At 31.4% G+C, this 17,156-nt stretch carries 19 protein-coding genes; 18 read left to right on the top strand and 1 reads right to left on the bottom strand.

Features of this window, described 5'->3' with window-relative positions:
- Positions 1 to 2 precede the first annotated feature (2 nt).
- The 18 genes from essB to NSS86_RS13860 all read left to right on the top strand — a co-directional run bounded on the left by essB (position 3) and on the right by NSS86_RS13860 (position 16,100).
- On the top strand, positions 3 to 1,337 hold the full coding sequence (essB, locus tag NSS86_RS13775; protein WP_000240345.1) for a type VII secretion protein EssB: 1,335 nt from the start codon (positions 3 to 5) through the stop codon (positions 1,335 to 1,337).
- 21 nt (positions 1,338 to 1,358) lie between these two features.
- Positions 1,359 to 5,798, top strand: a complete 4,440-nt coding sequence (gene essC, locus NSS86_RS13780; RefSeq protein WP_000549287.1) for a type VII secretion protein EssC — start codon at positions 1,359 to 1,361, stop codon at positions 5,796 to 5,798.
- Positions 5,799 to 5,827: 29 nt separating this feature from the next.
- Positions 5,828 to 6,220 carry a type VII secretion substrate EsaC gene (gene esaC / locus NSS86_RS13785; protein WP_001010292.1) on the top strand — a complete coding sequence of 131 codons (393 nt, stop codon included), beginning with the start codon at positions 5,828 to 5,830 and terminating at the stop codon, positions 6,218 to 6,220.
- 15 nt (positions 6,221 to 6,235) lie between these two features.
- Positions 6,236 to 6,550: a WXG100 family type VII secretion effector EsxB gene (esxB, locus tag NSS86_RS13790; RefSeq protein WP_000509671.1), complete on the top strand. Its 315-nt coding sequence runs from the start codon at positions 6,236 to 6,238 to the stop codon at positions 6,548 to 6,550.
- Entirely contained in the window at positions 6,550 to 7,224 is a 675-nt protein-coding gene (locus NSS86_RS13795) for a DUF5081 family protein (protein ID WP_000655881.1), read from the top strand. Before esxB ends, NSS86_RS13795 begins: the two co-directional genes overlap by 1 nt.
- Positions 7,224 to 7,541, top strand: coding sequence for a type VII secretion system extracellular protein EsxD (gene esxD, locus NSS86_RS13800; protein WP_000175722.1), 318 nt, complete (start codon positions 7,224 to 7,226; stop codon positions 7,539 to 7,541). The genes NSS86_RS13795 and esxD overlap by 1 nt, the downstream gene beginning before the upstream one ends.
- Before the next feature lie 9 nt (positions 7,542 to 7,550).
- On the top strand, positions 7,551 to 9,395 hold the full coding sequence (locus tag NSS86_RS13805; protein WP_000159014.1) for a DNA/RNA non-specific endonuclease: 1,845 nt from the start codon (positions 7,551 to 7,553) through the stop codon (positions 9,393 to 9,395).
- Positions 9,396 to 9,405: 10 nt separating this feature from the next.
- On the top strand, positions 9,406 to 9,897 hold the full coding sequence (locus tag NSS86_RS13810) for a TIGR01741 family protein (protein WP_000142044.1): 492 nt from the start codon (positions 9,406 to 9,408) through the stop codon (positions 9,895 to 9,897).
- Between the two features lie 202 nt (positions 9,898 to 10,099).
- The gene (locus NSS86_RS13815; RefSeq protein ID WP_000208417.1) at positions 10,100 to 10,783 is read left to right on the top strand and encodes a DUF5079 family protein; all 684 of its coding nucleotides are present in this window, start codon (positions 10,100 to 10,102) and stop codon (positions 10,781 to 10,783) included.
- 145 nt (positions 10,784 to 10,928) lie between these two features.
- Positions 10,929 to 11,540, top strand: coding sequence for a DUF5080 family protein (locus NSS86_RS13820; protein WP_000394911.1), 612 nt, complete (start codon positions 10,929 to 10,931; stop codon positions 11,538 to 11,540).
- 134 nt (positions 11,541 to 11,674) lie between these two features.
- Positions 11,675 to 11,893, top strand: coding sequence for a hypothetical protein (locus NSS86_RS13825; RefSeq protein WP_000431307.1), 219 nt, complete (start codon positions 11,675 to 11,677; stop codon positions 11,891 to 11,893).
- A 131-nt stretch (positions 11,894 to 12,024) separates the two neighbouring features.
- On the top strand, positions 12,025 to 12,525 hold the full coding sequence (locus NSS86_RS13830; RefSeq protein WP_000142138.1) for a TIGR01741 family protein: 501 nt from the start codon (positions 12,025 to 12,027) through the stop codon (positions 12,523 to 12,525).
- Between the two features lie 10 nt (positions 12,526 to 12,535).
- Entirely contained in the window at positions 12,536 to 13,036 is a 501-nt protein-coding gene (locus NSS86_RS13835) for a TIGR01741 family protein (RefSeq protein WP_000141941.1), read from the top strand.
- A gap of 10 nt (positions 13,037 to 13,046) precedes the next feature.
- On the top strand, positions 13,047 to 13,508 hold the full coding sequence (locus NSS86_RS13840; protein WP_001557576.1) for a TIGR01741 family protein: 462 nt from the start codon (positions 13,047 to 13,049) through the stop codon (positions 13,506 to 13,508).
- A gap of 48 nt (positions 13,509 to 13,556) precedes the next feature.
- Positions 13,557 to 14,057 (top strand): TIGR01741 family protein, encoded by a 501-nt coding sequence (locus NSS86_RS13845; RefSeq protein ID WP_001008493.1) that lies wholly within the window; start codon positions 13,557 to 13,559, stop codon positions 14,055 to 14,057.
- A 10-nt stretch (positions 14,058 to 14,067) separates the two neighbouring features.
- Positions 14,068 to 14,553: a TIGR01741 family protein gene (locus NSS86_RS13850; protein WP_000575678.1), complete on the top strand. Its 486-nt coding sequence runs from the start codon at positions 14,068 to 14,070 to the stop codon at positions 14,551 to 14,553.
- A gap of 624 nt (positions 14,554 to 15,177) precedes the next feature.
- Entirely contained in the window at positions 15,178 to 15,552 is a 375-nt protein-coding gene (locus NSS86_RS13855) for a DUF4467 domain-containing protein (protein ID WP_000822161.1), read from the top strand.
- Positions 15,553 to 15,701: 149 nt separating this feature from the next.
- Positions 15,702 to 16,100, top strand: coding sequence for a DUF4064 domain-containing protein (locus NSS86_RS13860; protein WP_000415665.1), 399 nt, complete (start codon positions 15,702 to 15,704; stop codon positions 16,098 to 16,100).
- A 215-nt stretch (positions 16,101 to 16,315) separates the two neighbouring features.
- Here NSS86_RS13860 and NSS86_RS13865 read toward each other — a convergent pair whose 3' ends face one another.
- The gene (locus NSS86_RS13865) at positions 16,316 to 17,140 is read right to left on the bottom strand and encodes a formate/nitrite transporter family protein (protein ID WP_000659770.1); all 825 of its coding nucleotides are present in this window, start codon (positions 17,138 to 17,140) and stop codon (positions 16,316 to 16,318) included.
- Positions 17,141 to 17,156 lie beyond the last annotated feature (16 nt).

Here is a 17,156-nt window from a genome sequence, read left to right on the forward strand (position 1 = left end):
AGATGGTTAAAAATCATAACCCTAAAAATGAAATGCAAGATATGTTAACGCCTTTAGATGCTGAAGAAGCAGCTAAAACAAAATTACGCTTAGATATGAGAGAGATTCCTAAGTCTTCAATTAAACCAGAACATTTTCATTTAATGTACTTATTAGAACAACATTCTCCATATTTTATAGATGCTGAATTAACTGAACTACGTGACAGTTTCCAAATACATTATGACATTAATGACAATCATACACCTTTTGATAATATTAAATCATTTACTAAAAATGAAAAATTACGATACTTACTCAATATCAAAAATTTAGAAGAAGTAAATCGTACACGTTACACATTTGTTTTGACACCAGATGAGTTATTTTTCACAAGAGATGGATTACCAATTGCTAAAACAAGAGGTTTACAAAATGTTGTTGATCCATTACCGGTGTCAGAAGCTGAATTTTTAACAAGATATAAAGCACTGGTTATCTGTGCATTCAATGAGAAACAATCATTTGATGCTTTAGTTGAAGGAAACTTAGAACTACATAAAGGAACGCCATTTGAAACTAAAGTTATTGAAGCGGCAACGTTAGATTTACTAACGGCATTTTTAGATGAACAGTATCAGAAACAAGAACAAGATTATAGTCAAAATTATGCATATGTACGCAAAGTAGGGCATACCGTTTTCAAATGGGTTGCTATCGGCATGACAACGTTAAGTGTGTTATTAATTGCATTTTTAGCCTTTTTATATTTTTCAGTAATGAAGCATAATGAGCGCATTGAAAAAGGATACCAAGCATTTGTAAAGGATGATTATACGCAAGTACTAAATACGTATGATGATTTAGATGGAAAAAAATTAGATAAAGAGGCACTTTACATTTATGCCAAAAGTTATATCCAAACAAATAAACAAGGTTTAGAAAAAGATAAGAAAGAAAATTTACTTAATAACGTGACACCAAATTCAAACAAAGACTACTTATTATATTGGATGGAATTAGGACAAGGACATCTTGATGAAGCGATTAATATTGCCACTTATTTAGATGATAACGATATTACAAAGTTAGCGTTGATTAATAAATTAAATGAGATTAAAAATAACGGAGATTTATCGAATGATAAACGTTCTGAAGAAACGAAAAAGTATAACGATAAATTGCAAGATATTTTAGACAAAGAAAAACAAGTTAAAGATGAAAAAGCGAAATCTGAAGAAGAGAAAGCAAAAGCGAAAGATGAGAAATTAAAGCAACAAGAAGAGAACGAAAAGAAACAAAAAGAACAAGCACAAAAAGATAAAGAAAAACGCCAAGAAGCTGAAAGAAAAAAATAGTATAGGACTGAGGCAAAGACAATGCATAAATTGATTATAAAATATAACAAACAATTGAAGATGCTCAATTTGCGAGATGGTAAGACATATACTATTAGCGAAGACGAGCGTGCAGATATTACGTTGAAATCGTTAGGCGAAGTCATTCATTTAGAACAAAATAATCAAGGTACTTGGCAAGCGAATCATACTTCTATTAATAAGGTGCTTGTTAGAAAAGGTGACCTTGATGACATTACATTACAGCTTTATACAGAAGCTGATTATGCATCATTTGCGTATCCTTCAATTCAAGATACGATGACAATTGGGCCAAATGCGTATGATGATATGGTTATTCAAAGCTTGATGAATGCCATCATTATTAAAGATTTTCAATCAATACAAGAATCACAATACGTACGCATTGTGCACGATAAAAATACAGATGTGTATATTAACTATGAACTACAAGAGCAATTAACAAACAAAGCTTACATTGGTGATCATATTTATGTTGAAGGGATATGGCTCGAAGTACAAGCTGATGGTTTAAATGTATTGAGTCAGAATACAGTGGCATCGTCATTAATTCGCTTAACACAAGAGATGCCACATGCACAGGCAGATGATTACAATACGTACCATCGTTCGCCAAGGATTATTCACCGTGAACCGACCGATGATATTAAGATTGAAAGACCGCCACAGCCAATACAGAAGAACAATACAGTGATATGGCGTTCCATTATACCGCCATTAGTAATGATTGCTTTAACTGTTGTCATCTTTTTAGTGAGACCAATTGGTATTTATATTTTAATGATGATTGGTATGAGTACAGTAACGATAGTATTTGGTATTACAACGTATTTCTCTGAAAAGAAAAAGTATAACAAAGATGTTGAAAAACGAGAGAAAGATTACAAAGCTTATTTGGATAATAAATCTAAAGAAATTAATAAAGCGATTAAAGCACAACGTTTTAGTTTGAATTACCATTATCCAACGGTTGCTGAAATTAAAGATATCGTTGAAACGAAAGCACCAAGAATATATGAAAAAACATCGCATCATCACGATTTCTTACATTATAAGTTAGGTATTGCGAATGTAGAAAAGTCATTCAAATTAGATTACCAAGAAGAAGAATTTAACCAACGTCGTGATGAACTATTCGACGATGCTAAAGAATTGTATGAATTTTACACAGATGTAGAACAAGCACCATTAATCAATGATTTAAATCATGGACCAATTGCATATATTGGTGCACGACATCTCATTTTAGAAGAATTGGAGAAAATGCTAATCCAATTGTCAACGTTCCATAGTTATCATGATTTAGAGTTTCTATTTGTGACACGTGAAGATGAAGTTGAAACATTGAAATGGGCACGTTGGTTGCCACATATGACATTGAGAGGTCAAAACATTAGAGGGTTTGTTTACAATCAACGAACACGTGACCAAATTTTAACGTCAATTTATAGCATGATTAAAGAACGTATCCAAGCTGTGCGTGAACGCAGCAGAAGTAATGAGCAAATTATTTTCACACCGCAATTAGTGTTTGTCATTACAGATATGTCATTAATTATTGATCATGTCATTTTAGAATATGTAAACCAAGATTTATCAGAATATGGTATTTCATTAATCTTTGTTGAAGATGTGATTGAAAGTTTGCCAGAGCATGTAGATACCATTATTGATATCAAGTCTCGTACTGAAGGCGAACTGATTACGAAAGAAAAAGAATTAGTTCAATTGAAATTTACACCTGAAAATATTGATAACGTTGATAAAGAATATATCGCGAGACGTTTGGCGAATTTGATACACGTCGAACATTTGAAAAATGCAATTCCTGATAGTATTACATTTTTAGAGATGTATAACGTGAAAGAAGTAGATCAGCTTGATGTGGTTAATCGATGGAGACAAAACGAAACATACAAAACGATGGCAGTACCTTTAGGTGTAAGAGGTAAAGATGATATTTTATCATTGAACTTACATGAAAAAGCACACGGGCCACATGGTTTAGTTGCTGGTACCACTGGTTCAGGGAAATCTGAGATTATCCAATCATACATTTTATCTTTAGCTATTAATTTTCATCCACATGAAGTTGCGTTCCTATTGATTGACTATAAAGGTGGGGGTATGGCGAACTTATTTAAAGATTTAGTCCATTTAGTTGGTACGATTACAAACTTAGATGGCGATGAAGCGATGCGTGCCTTAACATCAATCAAAGCCGAATTGAGAAAACGTCAACGTTTATTCGGAGAGCATGATGTTAACCATATTAATCAATACCATAAGTTATTTAAAGAAGGTGTTGCAACAGAACCAATGCCACATTTATTCATTATTTCCGATGAGTTTGCCGAATTAAAATCAGAACAACCTGATTTTATGAAAGAACTTGTATCAACGGCACGTATTGGACGTTCGTTAGGTATTCATTTAATACTTGCGACACAAAAACCATCGGGTGTTGTTGATGACCAAATTTGGTCTAACTCTAAATTTAAATTGGCATTAAAAGTACAAGATAGACAAGACAGTAATGAAATTTTAAAAACACCAGATGCAGCAGACATTACATTACCAGGTCGTGCGTATTTACAAGTTGGTAATAATGAAATTTATGAATTATTCCAATCTGCATGGAGTGGTGCAACATATGACATCGAAGGCGATAAATTAGAAGTTGAAGATAAGACGATTTACATGATTAATGACTATGGTCAACTTCAAGCAATCAACAAAGACTTGAGTGGACTTGAAGATGAAGAAACGAAAGAAAACCAAACCGAGTTAGAAGCGGTTATCGATCATATCGAATCTATTACAACACGATTAGAAATTGAAGAAGTTAAGCGTCCATGGTTACCACCATTACCAGAAAATGTATATCAAGAAGATTTAGTAGAAACAGATTTCAGAAAATTATGGTCAGATGATGCAAAAGAAGTGGAATTAACATTAGGACTTAAAGACGTACCAGAAGAACAATATCAAGGACCGATGGTATTGCAATTGAAAAAAGCTGGGCACATCGCGTTAATCGGAAGTCCAGGATATGGTAGAACAACGTTCTTACACAACATTATTTTCGATGTTGCAAGACACCATCGTCCTGATCAAGCACACATGTACTTGTTCGATTTCGGTACCAATGGTTTGATGCCAGTCACAGATATACCACATGTTGCTGATTATTTTACAGTAGATCAAGAAGACAAGATTGCTAAGGCGATACGTATATTTAATGATGAAATCGATCGTCGTAAGAAGATTTTAAGTCAGTATCGTGTTACTAGTATTTCTGAATATCGAAAATTAACTGGTGAAACAATTCCGTATGTCTTTATTCTTATTGATAACTTTGACGCAGTAAAAGATTCACCTTTCCAAGAAGTTTTTGAAAATATGATGATTAAAATGACACGTGAAGGGCTAGCATTAGACATGCAAGTAACCTTAACTGCTTCAAGAGCTAACGCAATGAAAACGCCAATGTACATTAATATGAAAACGCGTATCGCCATGTTTTTATATGATAAATCAGAGGTGTCGAACGTAGTAGGGCAACAAAAATTTGCGGTTAAAGATGTAGTGGGTCGAGCATTGTTAAGTAGTGATGACAATGTATCATTCCATATTGGCCAACCATTTAAACATGATGAGACTAAATCATATAATGATCAAATTAATGATGAAGTATCGGCGATGACAGAATTTTATAAAGGTGAAACACCAAATGATATTCCTATGATGCCAGATGAAATTAAATATGAAGATTACAGAGAATCATTAAGCTTACCAGATATAGTTGCCAATGGTGCTTTACCAATTGGATTAGATTATGAAGGTGTTACACTACAAAAAATTAAATTAACTGAACCAGCAATGATTTCATCAGAAAATCCGAGAGAAATTGCGCATATTGCCGAAATTATGATGAAAGAAATTGACATATTAAATGAAAAATATGCGATTTGTATCGCAGACTCAAGTGGAGAGTTTAAAGCTTATAGGCATCAAGTGGCTAACTTTGCCGAAGAAAGAGAAGACATTAAAGCGATTCATCAACTAATGATTGAAGACTTAAAACAAAGAGAAATGGACGGTCCATTTGAAAAAGATTCACTTTACATTATCAATGATTTTAAAACATATATTGATTGCACGTATATCCCGGAAGATGATGTTAAAAAGCTTATTACAAAAGGACCAGAACTTGGCTTGAACATTTTATTTGTCGGCATTCATAAAGAATTAATAGATGCTTATGATAAACAGATTGATGTTGCACGTAAAATGATTAACCAATTTAGTATAGGTATTCGTATTTCAGACCAACAATTCTTTAAATTTAGATTTATTCAACGAGAACCTGTTATTAAAGAAAACGAAGCGTATATGGTCGCGAATCAAGCTTATCAAAAGATTAGATGGTTTAAATAGTAATGAATTAAATAGGAGGGAGGTATGTTATGAATTTTAATGATATTGAAACAATGGTCAAGTCGAAATTTAAAGATATTAAAAAGCATGCTGAAGAGATTGCGCATGAAATTGAAGTTCGTTCTGGATATTTAAGAAAAGCTGAACAATATAAGCGATTAGAATTTAATTTAAGTATTGCACTAGATGATGTTGAAAGCACAGCAAAGGACGTACAAACTGCAAAATCTAGTGCTAATAAAGACAGTGTATCTGTTAAAGGAAAAGCGCCCAATACGTTATATATCGAAAAAAGAAATTTGATGAAACAAAAGCTTGAAATGTTGGGTGAAGATATCGATAAAAATAAAGAATCCCTCCAAAAAGCTAAGGGAATTGCTGGCGAAAAGGCAAGTGAATATTTTAATAAAGCAATGAATTAATATTGAGGTGAAGATATGGGTGGATATAAAGGGATTAAAGCAGATGGTGGCAAGGTGAATCAAGCGAAACAATTAGCGGCAAAAATAGCTAAAGATATTGAAGCATGTCAAAAGCAAACGCAACAGCTCGCTGAGTATATCGAAGGTAGTGATTGGGAAGGACAGTTCGCCAATAAGGTGAAAGATGTGTTACTTATTATGGCAAAGTTTCAAGAAGAATTAGTACAACCGATGGCTGACCATCAAAAAGCAATTGATAACTTAAGTCAAAATCTAGCGAAATACGATACATTATCAATTAAGCAAGGACTTGATAGGGTGAACCCATGATGAAAGATGTTAAGCGAATAGATTATTTTTCTTACGAAGAATTAACAATTTTAGGTGGTAGTAAATTGCCTCTCGTAAATTTTGAATTGTTTGATCCATCAAATTTTGAAGAAGCTAAAGTGGCTTTAATTGAAAAAGAATTAGTAACAGAGAATGACAAGTTAACTGATGCAGGTTTTAAAGTGGCTACATTAGTAAGAGAGTATATTAGCGCAATTGTAAATATTCGAATTAATGATATGTATTTTGCACCATTTAGCTATGAAAAAGATGAATATATTTTGTTAAGCCGGTTTAAAAATAATGGGTTTCAAATACGAATTATCAATAAAGACATTGCATGGTGGTCGATTGTACAATCATATCCTTTATTGATGAGACAAGAAAAATCCAATGATTGGGACTTTAAACAAATTGACGATGAAATATTGGAGAACTTAAATAATGAAAGTATCGATACGATTGGGCGTGTTTTAGAAATTGAAATCTACAATCATCAAGGTGACCCTCAACAAAGTTTATATAACATTTATGAACAAAATGATTTGTTACTCATTCGATACCCATTAAAAGATAAAGTGCTGAATGTTCATATTGGTGTCATTAATACATTTATACGAGAATTATTTGGATTCGATACTGATGAAAATCATATTAATAAAGCAGAGGAGTAATGACGTTGAGTGGAAAAATTAGTGTTAAAGCTGAAACGATTGCACATGTTGTAAAAGAATTGGAAAGCATTAGTCAAAAGTATGATGAAATAGCTCAAAACTTTGGAAAAATAGCGCAATTAAATTACTACAGTAGTGAAAAAGCTGCACATTCTATGGAAAATGGCTATAGTAGTGCTGCAACAGTCATTAGTGGTCTCAAAGGTCCATTGAGTACACTCGGTGGTGGCGTCATGAATTCAGCACAAAAGTTCTTTGAAGCAGATGAACATTGGGGTACGGAATTTGCCAAGCTTTACTATAATATTGAGGGATAGGTGCATGACATGACAAAAGATATTGAATATCTAACAGCTGATTATGACAATGAAAAGTCATCTATCCAAAGTGTAATAGATGCAATAGAGGGTCAAGACTTCTTAGATGTAGATACAACAATGGATGATGCGGTAAGCGATGTCAGTTCTTTAGACGAAGATGGCGCAATATCATTAACAAGTAGTGTAGTAGGTCCACAAGGATCTAAATTAATGGGGTATTATCAAAATGAGCTATATGATTATGCATCTCAATTAGATTCGAAAATGAAAGAAATTATTGACACGCCATTTATAGAAGATATAGATAAAGCATTCAAAGGTATAACGAATGTTAAATTGGAAAATATATTAATAAAAAATGGCGGTGGTCATGGTAGAGATACCTATGGGGCTTCTGGGAAAATTGCAAAGGGAGATGCCAAGAAAAGTGACAGCGATGTTTATAGCATCGATGAAATATTAAAATCGGATCAAGAATTTGTAAAAGTAATTGATCAGCATTACAAAGAAATGAAAAAAGAAGATAAGAAACTATCTAAGAGTGATTTTGAAAAAATGATGACTCAAGGTGCTTCTTGTGATTACATGACAGTAGCTGAAGCGGAAGAGATAGAAGAGCAAAAGAAAAAAGAAGAAGCTATAGAGATTGCAGCACTAGCTGGTATGGTAGTTTTATCTTGTATTAATCCTGTTGCTGGAGCAGTAGCTATTGGTGCTTATTCCGCTTATTCAGCAGCAAATGCAGCCACAGGAAAAAATATTGTAACTGGAAGAAAGCTATCTAAAGAAGAACGAATCATGGAAGGACTTTCGCTTATTCCATTGCCAGGTATGGGCTTCCTCAAAGGTGCTGGGAAAAGTTTAATGAAATTAGGCTTCAAAGGCGGAGAAAAATTTGCAGTTAAAACAGGATTGCAAAAGACAATGCAACAAGCAGTTAGTCGTATTTCACCTAAAATGGGAATGATGAAAAACAGTGTGTTGAATCAATCTCGTAACTTTGCTCAAAATACTCATGTTGGACAAATGCTGAGTAACATGCGTGGTCAAGCAACTCATACTGTTCAACAAAGTAGAAATTGGATTGGACAACAAGCACAAAATGTCAAACGAATAGTGAATAATGGACTTGATAAAGAAATAGCACATCCATTTAAACAACAACTTGCACCAGCGGGAATGGGTGGTATAAAATTTGCTGAAACAACTACTTTGAGAAACATGGGTCAAAACATGAAACGTGCTGTTACACCACAAAATCACGTGACACATGGTCCGAAAGATAGTATGGTGAGAAGTGAAGGTAAACATAGTGTAAGTAGCCATGAAATAAATTTATCAAAATATGTTGAATCACCAAACTACACCAAGGTCAAATATGGAGAGCAATATGCAAGACTTAGACCTAAGAAACTAAAAGCAAATATAGAATATACAACACCAACTGGTCACATATATCGGACTGATCATAAAGGGCGCATAAAAGAAGTTTATGTAGACAATCTTTCTCTAAAAGATGGCGGTCGTAATAACCATGCACAAAGAACTGTGGGAGGAGAGGATAGATTACCAGACGATGATGGAGGTCACTTAATCGCCAGAATGTTTGGTGGGTCAAAAGACATAGATAACCTTGTAGCACAAAGTAAATATATCAACCGTTCATTTAAGGAAAATGGTGATTGGTACAAGTTGGAAAAACTATGGGAAAAGGCAATCAAGTCTGGAAAATCAATAGAAAATATTAAAATAGAAGTTAAATATAAAGGTAATAGTCAAAGGCCGACTATATTTAAAGTTGAATATGAAATTAATGGTAAAAGAAATATTAGAAGAATATTAAATAAGTAGAGGTGCCAACATGACATTTGAAGAGAAGCTTAGCAAAATATACAATGAAATTGCGAATGAGATTAGCAATATGATACCGGTAGAGTGGGAAAAAGTATATACAATGGCTTATATAGATGATGGAGGAGGGGAGGTATTCTTTAATTATACTAAGCCAGGTAGTGATGACTTGAATTATTACACCGATATACCTAAGGAGTATAACATTTCTGTGCAAGTATTTGATGATTTATGGATGGATTTATATGATTTGTTTGAGGAGTTAAGAGATTTATTTAAAGAAGAAGATTTAGAACCATGGACATCATGTGAATTTGACTTTACAAGAGAGGGTAAATTGAAAGTATCATTTGATTATATAGATTGGATAAATACAGAGTTTGATCAATTGGGCCGTGAAAATTATTATATGTACAAAAAATTTGGGGTTATACCAGAAATGGAATATGAAATGGAGGAGGTTAAACAAATCGAGCAATATATTAAAGAGCAAGAAGAATAGACAATCTTAATGTGAGACTAAACAATAAAGCTTTGTTTAGTCTTTTTTGGCGGTTAAGTAAAAAGCAATAGATACCGTAAAGTTGATGCTCGTCAAATAATAATATAAAGATAGTTTTATGCTTTGTATAGATAAAAACCTAAGTACTTATAACTTTAAATACGTAATATGCTATTTAAAAGATAATGTATAGGAGACAGATATGACTACTAAAGAAAATATTGATACTCTTCGAAAGCCAGGTGCACAAGCCTTAAGTTTAATATCATTGTTTTTGATACTTTTTTCATGTCTAACTTTCTTTTTTGGTTTAGATTATGAAAGGTTTCCAAACTATTTAAAGATAACGACAATTATAGAATTAATAATTATTGTAATTAGTTTACTTCAATGGATTAGGTTTATAGATTTCGAAAAAGAAAGTGCACGGAAATATAAAAAAATATATGCTCGATTTTTAGTTATTATAAATGTGTTAACTACTATCACTGTAGTATTTGCACTGTGTAACCTTTATTATTTTGCAGCTGTACAAAACCATTATGATTTATTCAATTATTGGTTAATGGGTACGATTTCAATCATAATTAGCTATTTATTATTAGTAATTGGCGGAATGTTTACGTTGTTAAAATTACCTAAAGTAACAAAACGCTGGGGTGGTAAAACTAAAACACATTTCGGTTTATTATTAACTGCGTTGAGCTCATTTATATATATTGAAAAAATTATCGAATATATATTGATTCCTAATGTCGTAGAATCCAAGTTTATAATTATTGTGAGCATGTTGGTTATCGCTGGAGCACAATTTGTGGCATTTCAATTTATTATGCAATACAGTAGATTCTATATTTTTGAATTAAACACAGAAGATGATGACTAAATGATTTTGTAAATACTGTGAAGTATACTTAAATTAAGAAAATCAACTTCAACGTATATCACCATATTATTTTATACTCAATGATGTGAATGGATTTAAGTGGATTGATATTAAAGTAAAAGTTATGGAATATTGAGGTGCGAATATGGAGTTCTTATTATTAATTGTCGTAGCCGGACTGTATTATATTATATATTTAACTGCTGTGATGTATTCTGAAAAAATAGTAGTATTGCCTATAATCATCTATGCCATTTTGTTTGTAATAATTGGTATCACTTATATCTTTATAGGCGACAGCTATGATCAATTAACAAATTTCAATGTGATTTTGTATATGGGGAGTTTGTTTTATGCATGGATGGCTATTAGAAATCTTTGGAACAGACCACTATTACTAAAATATAAGAACATTACAGATAGTTCAAGTGGAATAGTTAATAAATCTGAATACAATTCAGTTGAAAGCTTACGTATAAATATTGAAATAGCTAAGTATAAAGGGATTATTTCTTTGATAGTAGCTATAGTACTAACGGTATTAATGACATTAAAGTCAACACCTCAAATCACTGCAGAAACACGTGACTTAAGTATCTCATTTTTCATACTCAGCTTATTTATCATTATTATATTTGCAGTTTGGGATTTGTTTATTAGAGTTAGAAAAGGAGCGTTTGCTTTTGTTGTAATAAGGCCAATATTATTCAGTTGTTGGATATTTATTTTGAATATGATTTTATCAAGATTATTATAATTGTATTACATATAGGTGTGGGTAAATTTTATTTATGAAATGATGAAAAAGTATATACTATTAATATCTTTTTTACTATAATTATAAATAGTTAAATAAATTGAAAGACAAAATAATGAGTAGGAGTTAATGAGATGGAAAACCAAAAACAAGGCAATGGCTTAAAAATTGCAACATGGGTATTTATTGTATTAACAGTAGTTACACCGCTATTTGGTATTGGAAGTATTGTTTGTAGTATTAATTATAAAAAATACGATGCTGAAAAAGGTTCGAAGTTATTGCAAATTGCAATTATCGTAACAATAATTGCTTTTGTTTTAAATTTATTAGCATATTTAGGTTTAAGATAAGTAAAACGAATTTGAAGAAGCATTAAGCGACATTTGGGTGTTGTTTAATGCTTTTTATTTAACGGAAATAAGTGTAGAGAATAAATTAATAGTTTAATCAAGAGATATTTCGAACACATAGGGGCGATAACATGACTTTCGAAGAAAAATTAAGTCAAATGTACAACGAGATTGCGAATAAGATTAGTAGCATGATACCAGTAGAGTGGGAAAAAGTATATACAATGGCTTATATAGATGATGAAGGTGGAGAAGTGTTCTACTATTACACAGAACCTGGAAGCAATGAATTATACTACTATACTAGTGTATTAAATAAATATGATATATCGGAATCAGAATTTATGGACTCAGCGTATGAGTTGTATAAACAATTTCAAAATTTAAGAAATATATTTAAAGAAGAAGGATATGAACCATGGACATCATGCGAATTTGATTTTACAAAAGAAGGTGAATTAAAAGTTTCATTTGATTATATAGATTGGATCAATACAGAGTTTGATCAATTGGGCCGTCAAAATTATTATATGTACAAAAAATTTGGGGTTATACCAGAAATGGAATATGAAATGGAAGAAGTTAAAGAAATCGAACAATATATTAAAGAGCAAGAAGAAGCTGAACAATAGAGGTGATAACATGACTTTCGAAGAGAAAATAAGCAAATTATATAATGAGATTGCGAATGAGATTAGCAGTATGATACCGGTAGAGTGGGAAAAAGTATATACAATGGCTTATATAGATGATGGAGGAGGTGAAGTATTCTTTAATTATACTAAACCAGGTAGTGATGACTTGAATTATTACACCGATATACCTAAGGAGTATAACATTTCTGTGCAAGTATTTGATGATTTATGGATGGATTTATATGATTTGTTTGAGGAGTTAAGAGATTTATTTAAAGAAGAAGATTTAGAACCATGGACATCATGTGAATTTGATTTTACAAGTGAAGGTAAATTAAAAGTTTCACTTGATTATATTGATTGGATAAATACAGAGTTTGATCAATTAGGCCGTGAAAATTATTATATGTACAAAAAATTTGGGGTTATACCAGAAATGGAATATGAAATGGAAGAAATTAAAGAAATCGAGCAATATATTAAAGAGCAAGATGAAGCTGAACTATAGGGGCGATAATATGACTTTCGAAGAAAAACTAAGTCAAATGTACAATGAAATTGCAAATAAAATTAGCAGTATGATACCGGTAGAATGGGAAAAGGTATATGCAATGGCTTATGTAAATGAAAGAAGTGGAGAAGTGTTCTACAATTATACTGAACCAAGAAGTGATGAATTATTTTACTATACGAGCGTGTTAAATAAATATAATATATCAAGATCAGAATTTATGGACTCAGTATATGAATTATATAAGCAATTTGATAAACTAAGAGATTTATTTAAAGAAGAAGGACTCGAACCATGGACATCATGTGAATTTGACTTTACAAGAGACGGCAAATTGAATGTTTCATTTGATTATATTGATTGGGCGAATTCAGAGTTTGGACAAATGGGAAGAGAACATTATTACATGTATAAAAAATTTGGAATTTGGCCTGAAAAAGAATATGCCATAAATTGGGTAAAAAAATAAAAGATTATGTTAAAGAGCAAGATGAAGCTGAACTATAGGGGCGATAACATGAATTTTGAAGAAAAATTAAGTCAAATGTACAACGAGATTGCGAATGAGATTAGTGGGATGATACCAGTAGAATGGGAGCAAGTATTTACAATAGCTTATGTAACTGATCAAGCTGGGGAAGTCATTTTTAATTATACTAAACCAGGTAGTGATGAATTGAATTATTACACATATATCCCTAGAGAGTATAATGTCTCTGAAAAAGTATTTTATGATTTGTGGACGGATTTATATAGATTGTTTAAGAAGTTAAGAAACGCATTTAAAGAAGAAGATTTAGAACCATGGACATCATGTGAATTTGACTTTACAAGCGAAGGTAAATTAAAAGTTTCATTTGATTATATTGATTGGATAAATACAGAGTTTGATCAATTAGGCCGTGAAAATTATTATATGTATAAAAAATTTGGGGTTATACCAGAAATGGAATACGAAATGGAAGAAGTTAAAGAAATCGAGCAATATATTAAAGAGCAAGATGAAGCTGAACTATAGGGGCGATAATATGATTTTCGAAGAAAAACTAAGTCAAATGTACAATGAAATTGCAAATGAAATCAGTGGGATGATACCAGTAGAGTGGGAAAAAGTATATACAATTGCTTATGTAGATGATGAAGGTGGAGAAGTCGTTTTTAATTATACTAAACCAGGTAGTGATGAATTGAATTATTACACATATATCCCTAGAGAGTATAATGTCTCTGAAAAAGTATTTTATGATTTGTGGACGGATTTATATAGATTGTTTAAGAAGTTAAGAAACGCATTTAAAGAAGATTTAGAACCATGGACATCATGTGAATTTGATTTTACAAGAGAGGGTAATTTGAAAGTATCGTTTGATTATATAGATTGGATTAAATTAGGTTTTGGTCCATCAGGAAAGGAAAACTACTATATGTATAAAAAGTTTGGTGTTTTACCAGAAACGGAATATGAAATGGAAGAAATTCGAGAAGTAGAGAAGTATGTTAAAGACCAAGAGTAGCATATATGTTATAGAAGGCTGTGCAAAATCACCCTCGTTTTACATTTGACTCAAAGAAGAAGGTAAACGATAAGATTATTTGCAACTTAAAAAGTTTATTAGCTTCTCGGTATCCATACATCATATGTATAAATGAGTTTAACTAATTAATAAATCACGATATAAATTTAAAATTGCCATTAATTGAAAAGGTTATTGTAGTGTATTTTATAAAGTTGATGCACATCGACTTATTTTTTAAAACTTATATCAAAAAAATATGAGAAAAGTATATACTATTAAAATGTTTTTTACTATAATTATAAATAGTTAAATATTTGGTTATGAAATAAATGTGTGGGAGGCAATTTTTAGAGATACATAGCAATGTAAAGATATCAAATAGTTATTGCATAATTTATTATGATGACATAATTTTCAGTAGATAGTTGTAAATTAACACTGAAATAGATGTTTATATTAAGAAGACTTTAATATCATAATTAATCAAAATCTTGCGTCAAACATTTAAACGAATTTTAAGTTGATAACAATTGGTTAAACATTGTTCAAACATCACAATGATAAAGCATATTATCAGTATTGTAGTGTGTGGAAAATGACAGCCATCTAAGGAGAAAAATGATGAAAAGAATATTGGTAGTATTTTTAATGTTAGCAATTATATTGGCAGGTTGTTCTAATAAAGGTGAAAAGTATCAAAAAGATATTGATAAAGTGTACAAAGAACAGAATCAAATGAATAAAATTGCCTCGAAAGTACAAAACACTATTAAAACAGACATTAAACAAGAAGACAGTAATACACATGTCTATAAAGATGGTAAAGTCATTGTTATTGGTATTCAATTATATAAAGATCGTGAAAAAATGTATTATTTCGCATATGAAATAAAAGATGGTAAGGCAGAGATTAATAGAGAAATAGACCCAATTAAGTATATGAAAGACCATAAAGCAGATTATGAAGATGAAAATGTAGAAGTGGAAAAAGATTAACGTAGGCTTTCTTTAAAACTTTTAACCAGTTTCAAAAAGTAAATGAGCTTTAGCGACAATAATTTTTAAAATAAACACGATATAAATTTAAACATTTATATATAAGAACACAAACGTAAGTTTGTAAATAATAATAAAGGAGTAAGTCAATGGAAAAATCGATCAAAATAATGACAATAATAGGAATTGTTATTCAGGGTTTAGCAACGGTATTTAGTTTACTATTGATGGTTTTAGCAGCATCAGGTGTAATGACTACAGATGTGTCAACAACAGTTAATGGTGAGGTTGACCCAGTTGATGCAGAAACAGCAGCAGCAATTTTCACTGTATTATTCTTATCCCTATTCATATTTGGAATCATTTCAATTATTTTAGGTGCAATCGGTATGTTTAAAGCATCTAAAAACAAAAAAATGAGTGGTATATTGTTGATTATTGGAGCTGTAATAAGTGGTAACATAATTACATTTGCTTTATGGTTAGTCAGTGGTATTAAACTACTTACTAATAACAAGCCTAAAGATGAAATAAGCGACTTATCATAAACATCGTATATTGAAATTTCAAGATTTCTTAAGTAATTAAATAAAGTGCTCTCTTAGAAGTAGATTTTCAGTCAATAACTGCTTTTAAGAGAGCATTTTGTATTTGATAATGCTCATAGCATCGGACAAAAACCATTGACGAACTTAAAAAAAATACGTTAGACAATGCACTTCTAAATATTTAAGGCATCGACTAACGCATTGTTCAAATATAGTTAATTATTTTTATAAAATTGATGATGATCATTCAAGTAAGCATAGAATAAACCTATAATGAGTCCGCCTCCAATATAGTTACCGATAAAAGCCGCAGCGATATTCGAAATAGCTGGTATGAAGTGCAATGTATCAACTTGATAAATTAAACCACCCATAAATAAGCAACTGTTGTAAACGACGTGTTCATAACCCATAAAGGCGAATATGGTAACACCGAACATCATGACAAACATTTTTGCGAGTACATCGTCAATTTGCATGGCAATAACTAATGAAATATTGATAAAGAAATTGGCGAAGATCGCTTTCATTAATATACTTACAAAACCAGTAGACAACGTTTTGTGCTCAATAACTGCTGATAACTGATTTAACATATCTGGCGTCATTACATTTGAAAAACGCATGAAACTAAATAAAATAGCAGCACCTAAAATATTTCCTGCAAAGCATAATAAAAATATTTTCAATACTCTAGTCGGTTTAATTACTTTATAATACAGGCCTACAGTAAAGTACATGAAGTTACTGGTTAGTAGTTCGGAGTTTGTAAATAAAATGAGTACTAACGCAAAGCTGAATGTAATGGCGCTAGCCATATTCACTATACCTGGTGGTAAATCTGGTTCGTGTGTTGCTTTAACTGATAGCACGAAGACCGTAATAATACCGATAATAAATCCTGCCATCATCGCGCGTAATAAATAACGTTTTAAATAAACGCTTTGTAATATATCTTTTGTTCTTATTGTTTCGACTACGTTATTTACCCAGTCATCCCCATAAAAAATCTTATCCCATTTAATATGTTTCTCCTTCACAATGACATCCTCGCTT

Source organism: Staphylococcus sp. FSL W8-0056, assembly GCF_037963075.1.
GTDB lineage: Bacteria > Bacillota > Bacilli > Staphylococcales > Staphylococcaceae > Staphylococcus > Staphylococcus aureus.

Excerpts from the sequence above, each read along its gene's own strand:
- essB (WP_000240345.1), top strand. The coding sequence starts at position 3 with ATGGTTAAAAATCATAACCCTAAAAATGAAATGCAAGATATGTTAACG.
- essC (WP_000549287.1), top strand. The coding sequence starts at position 1,359 with ATGCATAAATTGATTATAAAATATAACAAACAATTGAAGATGCTCAAT.
- esaC (WP_001010292.1), top strand. The coding sequence starts at position 5,828 with ATGAATTTTAATGATATTGAAACAATGGTCAAGTCGAAATTTAAAGAT.
- esxB (WP_000509671.1), top strand. The coding sequence starts at position 6,236 with ATGGGTGGATATAAAGGGATTAAAGCAGATGGTGGCAAGGTGAATCAA.
- NSS86_RS13795 (WP_000655881.1), top strand. The coding sequence starts at position 6,550 with ATGAAAGATGTTAAGCGAATAGATTATTTTTCTTACGAAGAATTAACA.
- esxD (WP_000175722.1), top strand. The coding sequence starts at position 7,224 with ATGACGTTGAGTGGAAAAATTAGTGTTAAAGCTGAAACGATTGCACAT.
- NSS86_RS13805 (WP_000159014.1), top strand. The coding sequence starts at position 7,551 with ATGACAAAAGATATTGAATATCTAACAGCTGATTATGACAATGAAAAG.
- NSS86_RS13810 (WP_000142044.1), top strand. The coding sequence starts at position 9,406 with ATGACATTTGAAGAGAAGCTTAGCAAAATATACAATGAAATTGCGAAT.
- NSS86_RS13815 (WP_000208417.1), top strand. The coding sequence starts at position 10,100 with ATGACTACTAAAGAAAATATTGATACTCTTCGAAAGCCAGGTGCACAA.
- NSS86_RS13820 (WP_000394911.1), top strand. The coding sequence starts at position 10,929 with ATGGAGTTCTTATTATTAATTGTCGTAGCCGGACTGTATTATATTATA.
- NSS86_RS13825 (WP_000431307.1), top strand. The coding sequence starts at position 11,675 with ATGGAAAACCAAAAACAAGGCAATGGCTTAAAAATTGCAACATGGGTA.
- NSS86_RS13830 (WP_000142138.1), top strand. The coding sequence starts at position 12,025 with ATGACTTTCGAAGAAAAATTAAGTCAAATGTACAACGAGATTGCGAAT.
- NSS86_RS13835 (WP_000141941.1), top strand. The coding sequence starts at position 12,536 with ATGACTTTCGAAGAGAAAATAAGCAAATTATATAATGAGATTGCGAAT.
- NSS86_RS13840 (WP_001557576.1), top strand. The coding sequence starts at position 13,047 with ATGACTTTCGAAGAAAAACTAAGTCAAATGTACAATGAAATTGCAAAT.
- NSS86_RS13845 (WP_001008493.1), top strand. The coding sequence starts at position 13,557 with ATGAATTTTGAAGAAAAATTAAGTCAAATGTACAACGAGATTGCGAAT.
- NSS86_RS13850 (WP_000575678.1), top strand. The coding sequence starts at position 14,068 with ATGATTTTCGAAGAAAAACTAAGTCAAATGTACAATGAAATTGCAAAT.
- NSS86_RS13855 (WP_000822161.1), top strand. The coding sequence starts at position 15,178 with ATGAAAAGAATATTGGTAGTATTTTTAATGTTAGCAATTATATTGGCA.
- NSS86_RS13860 (WP_000415665.1), top strand. The coding sequence starts at position 15,702 with ATGGAAAAATCGATCAAAATAATGACAATAATAGGAATTGTTATTCAG.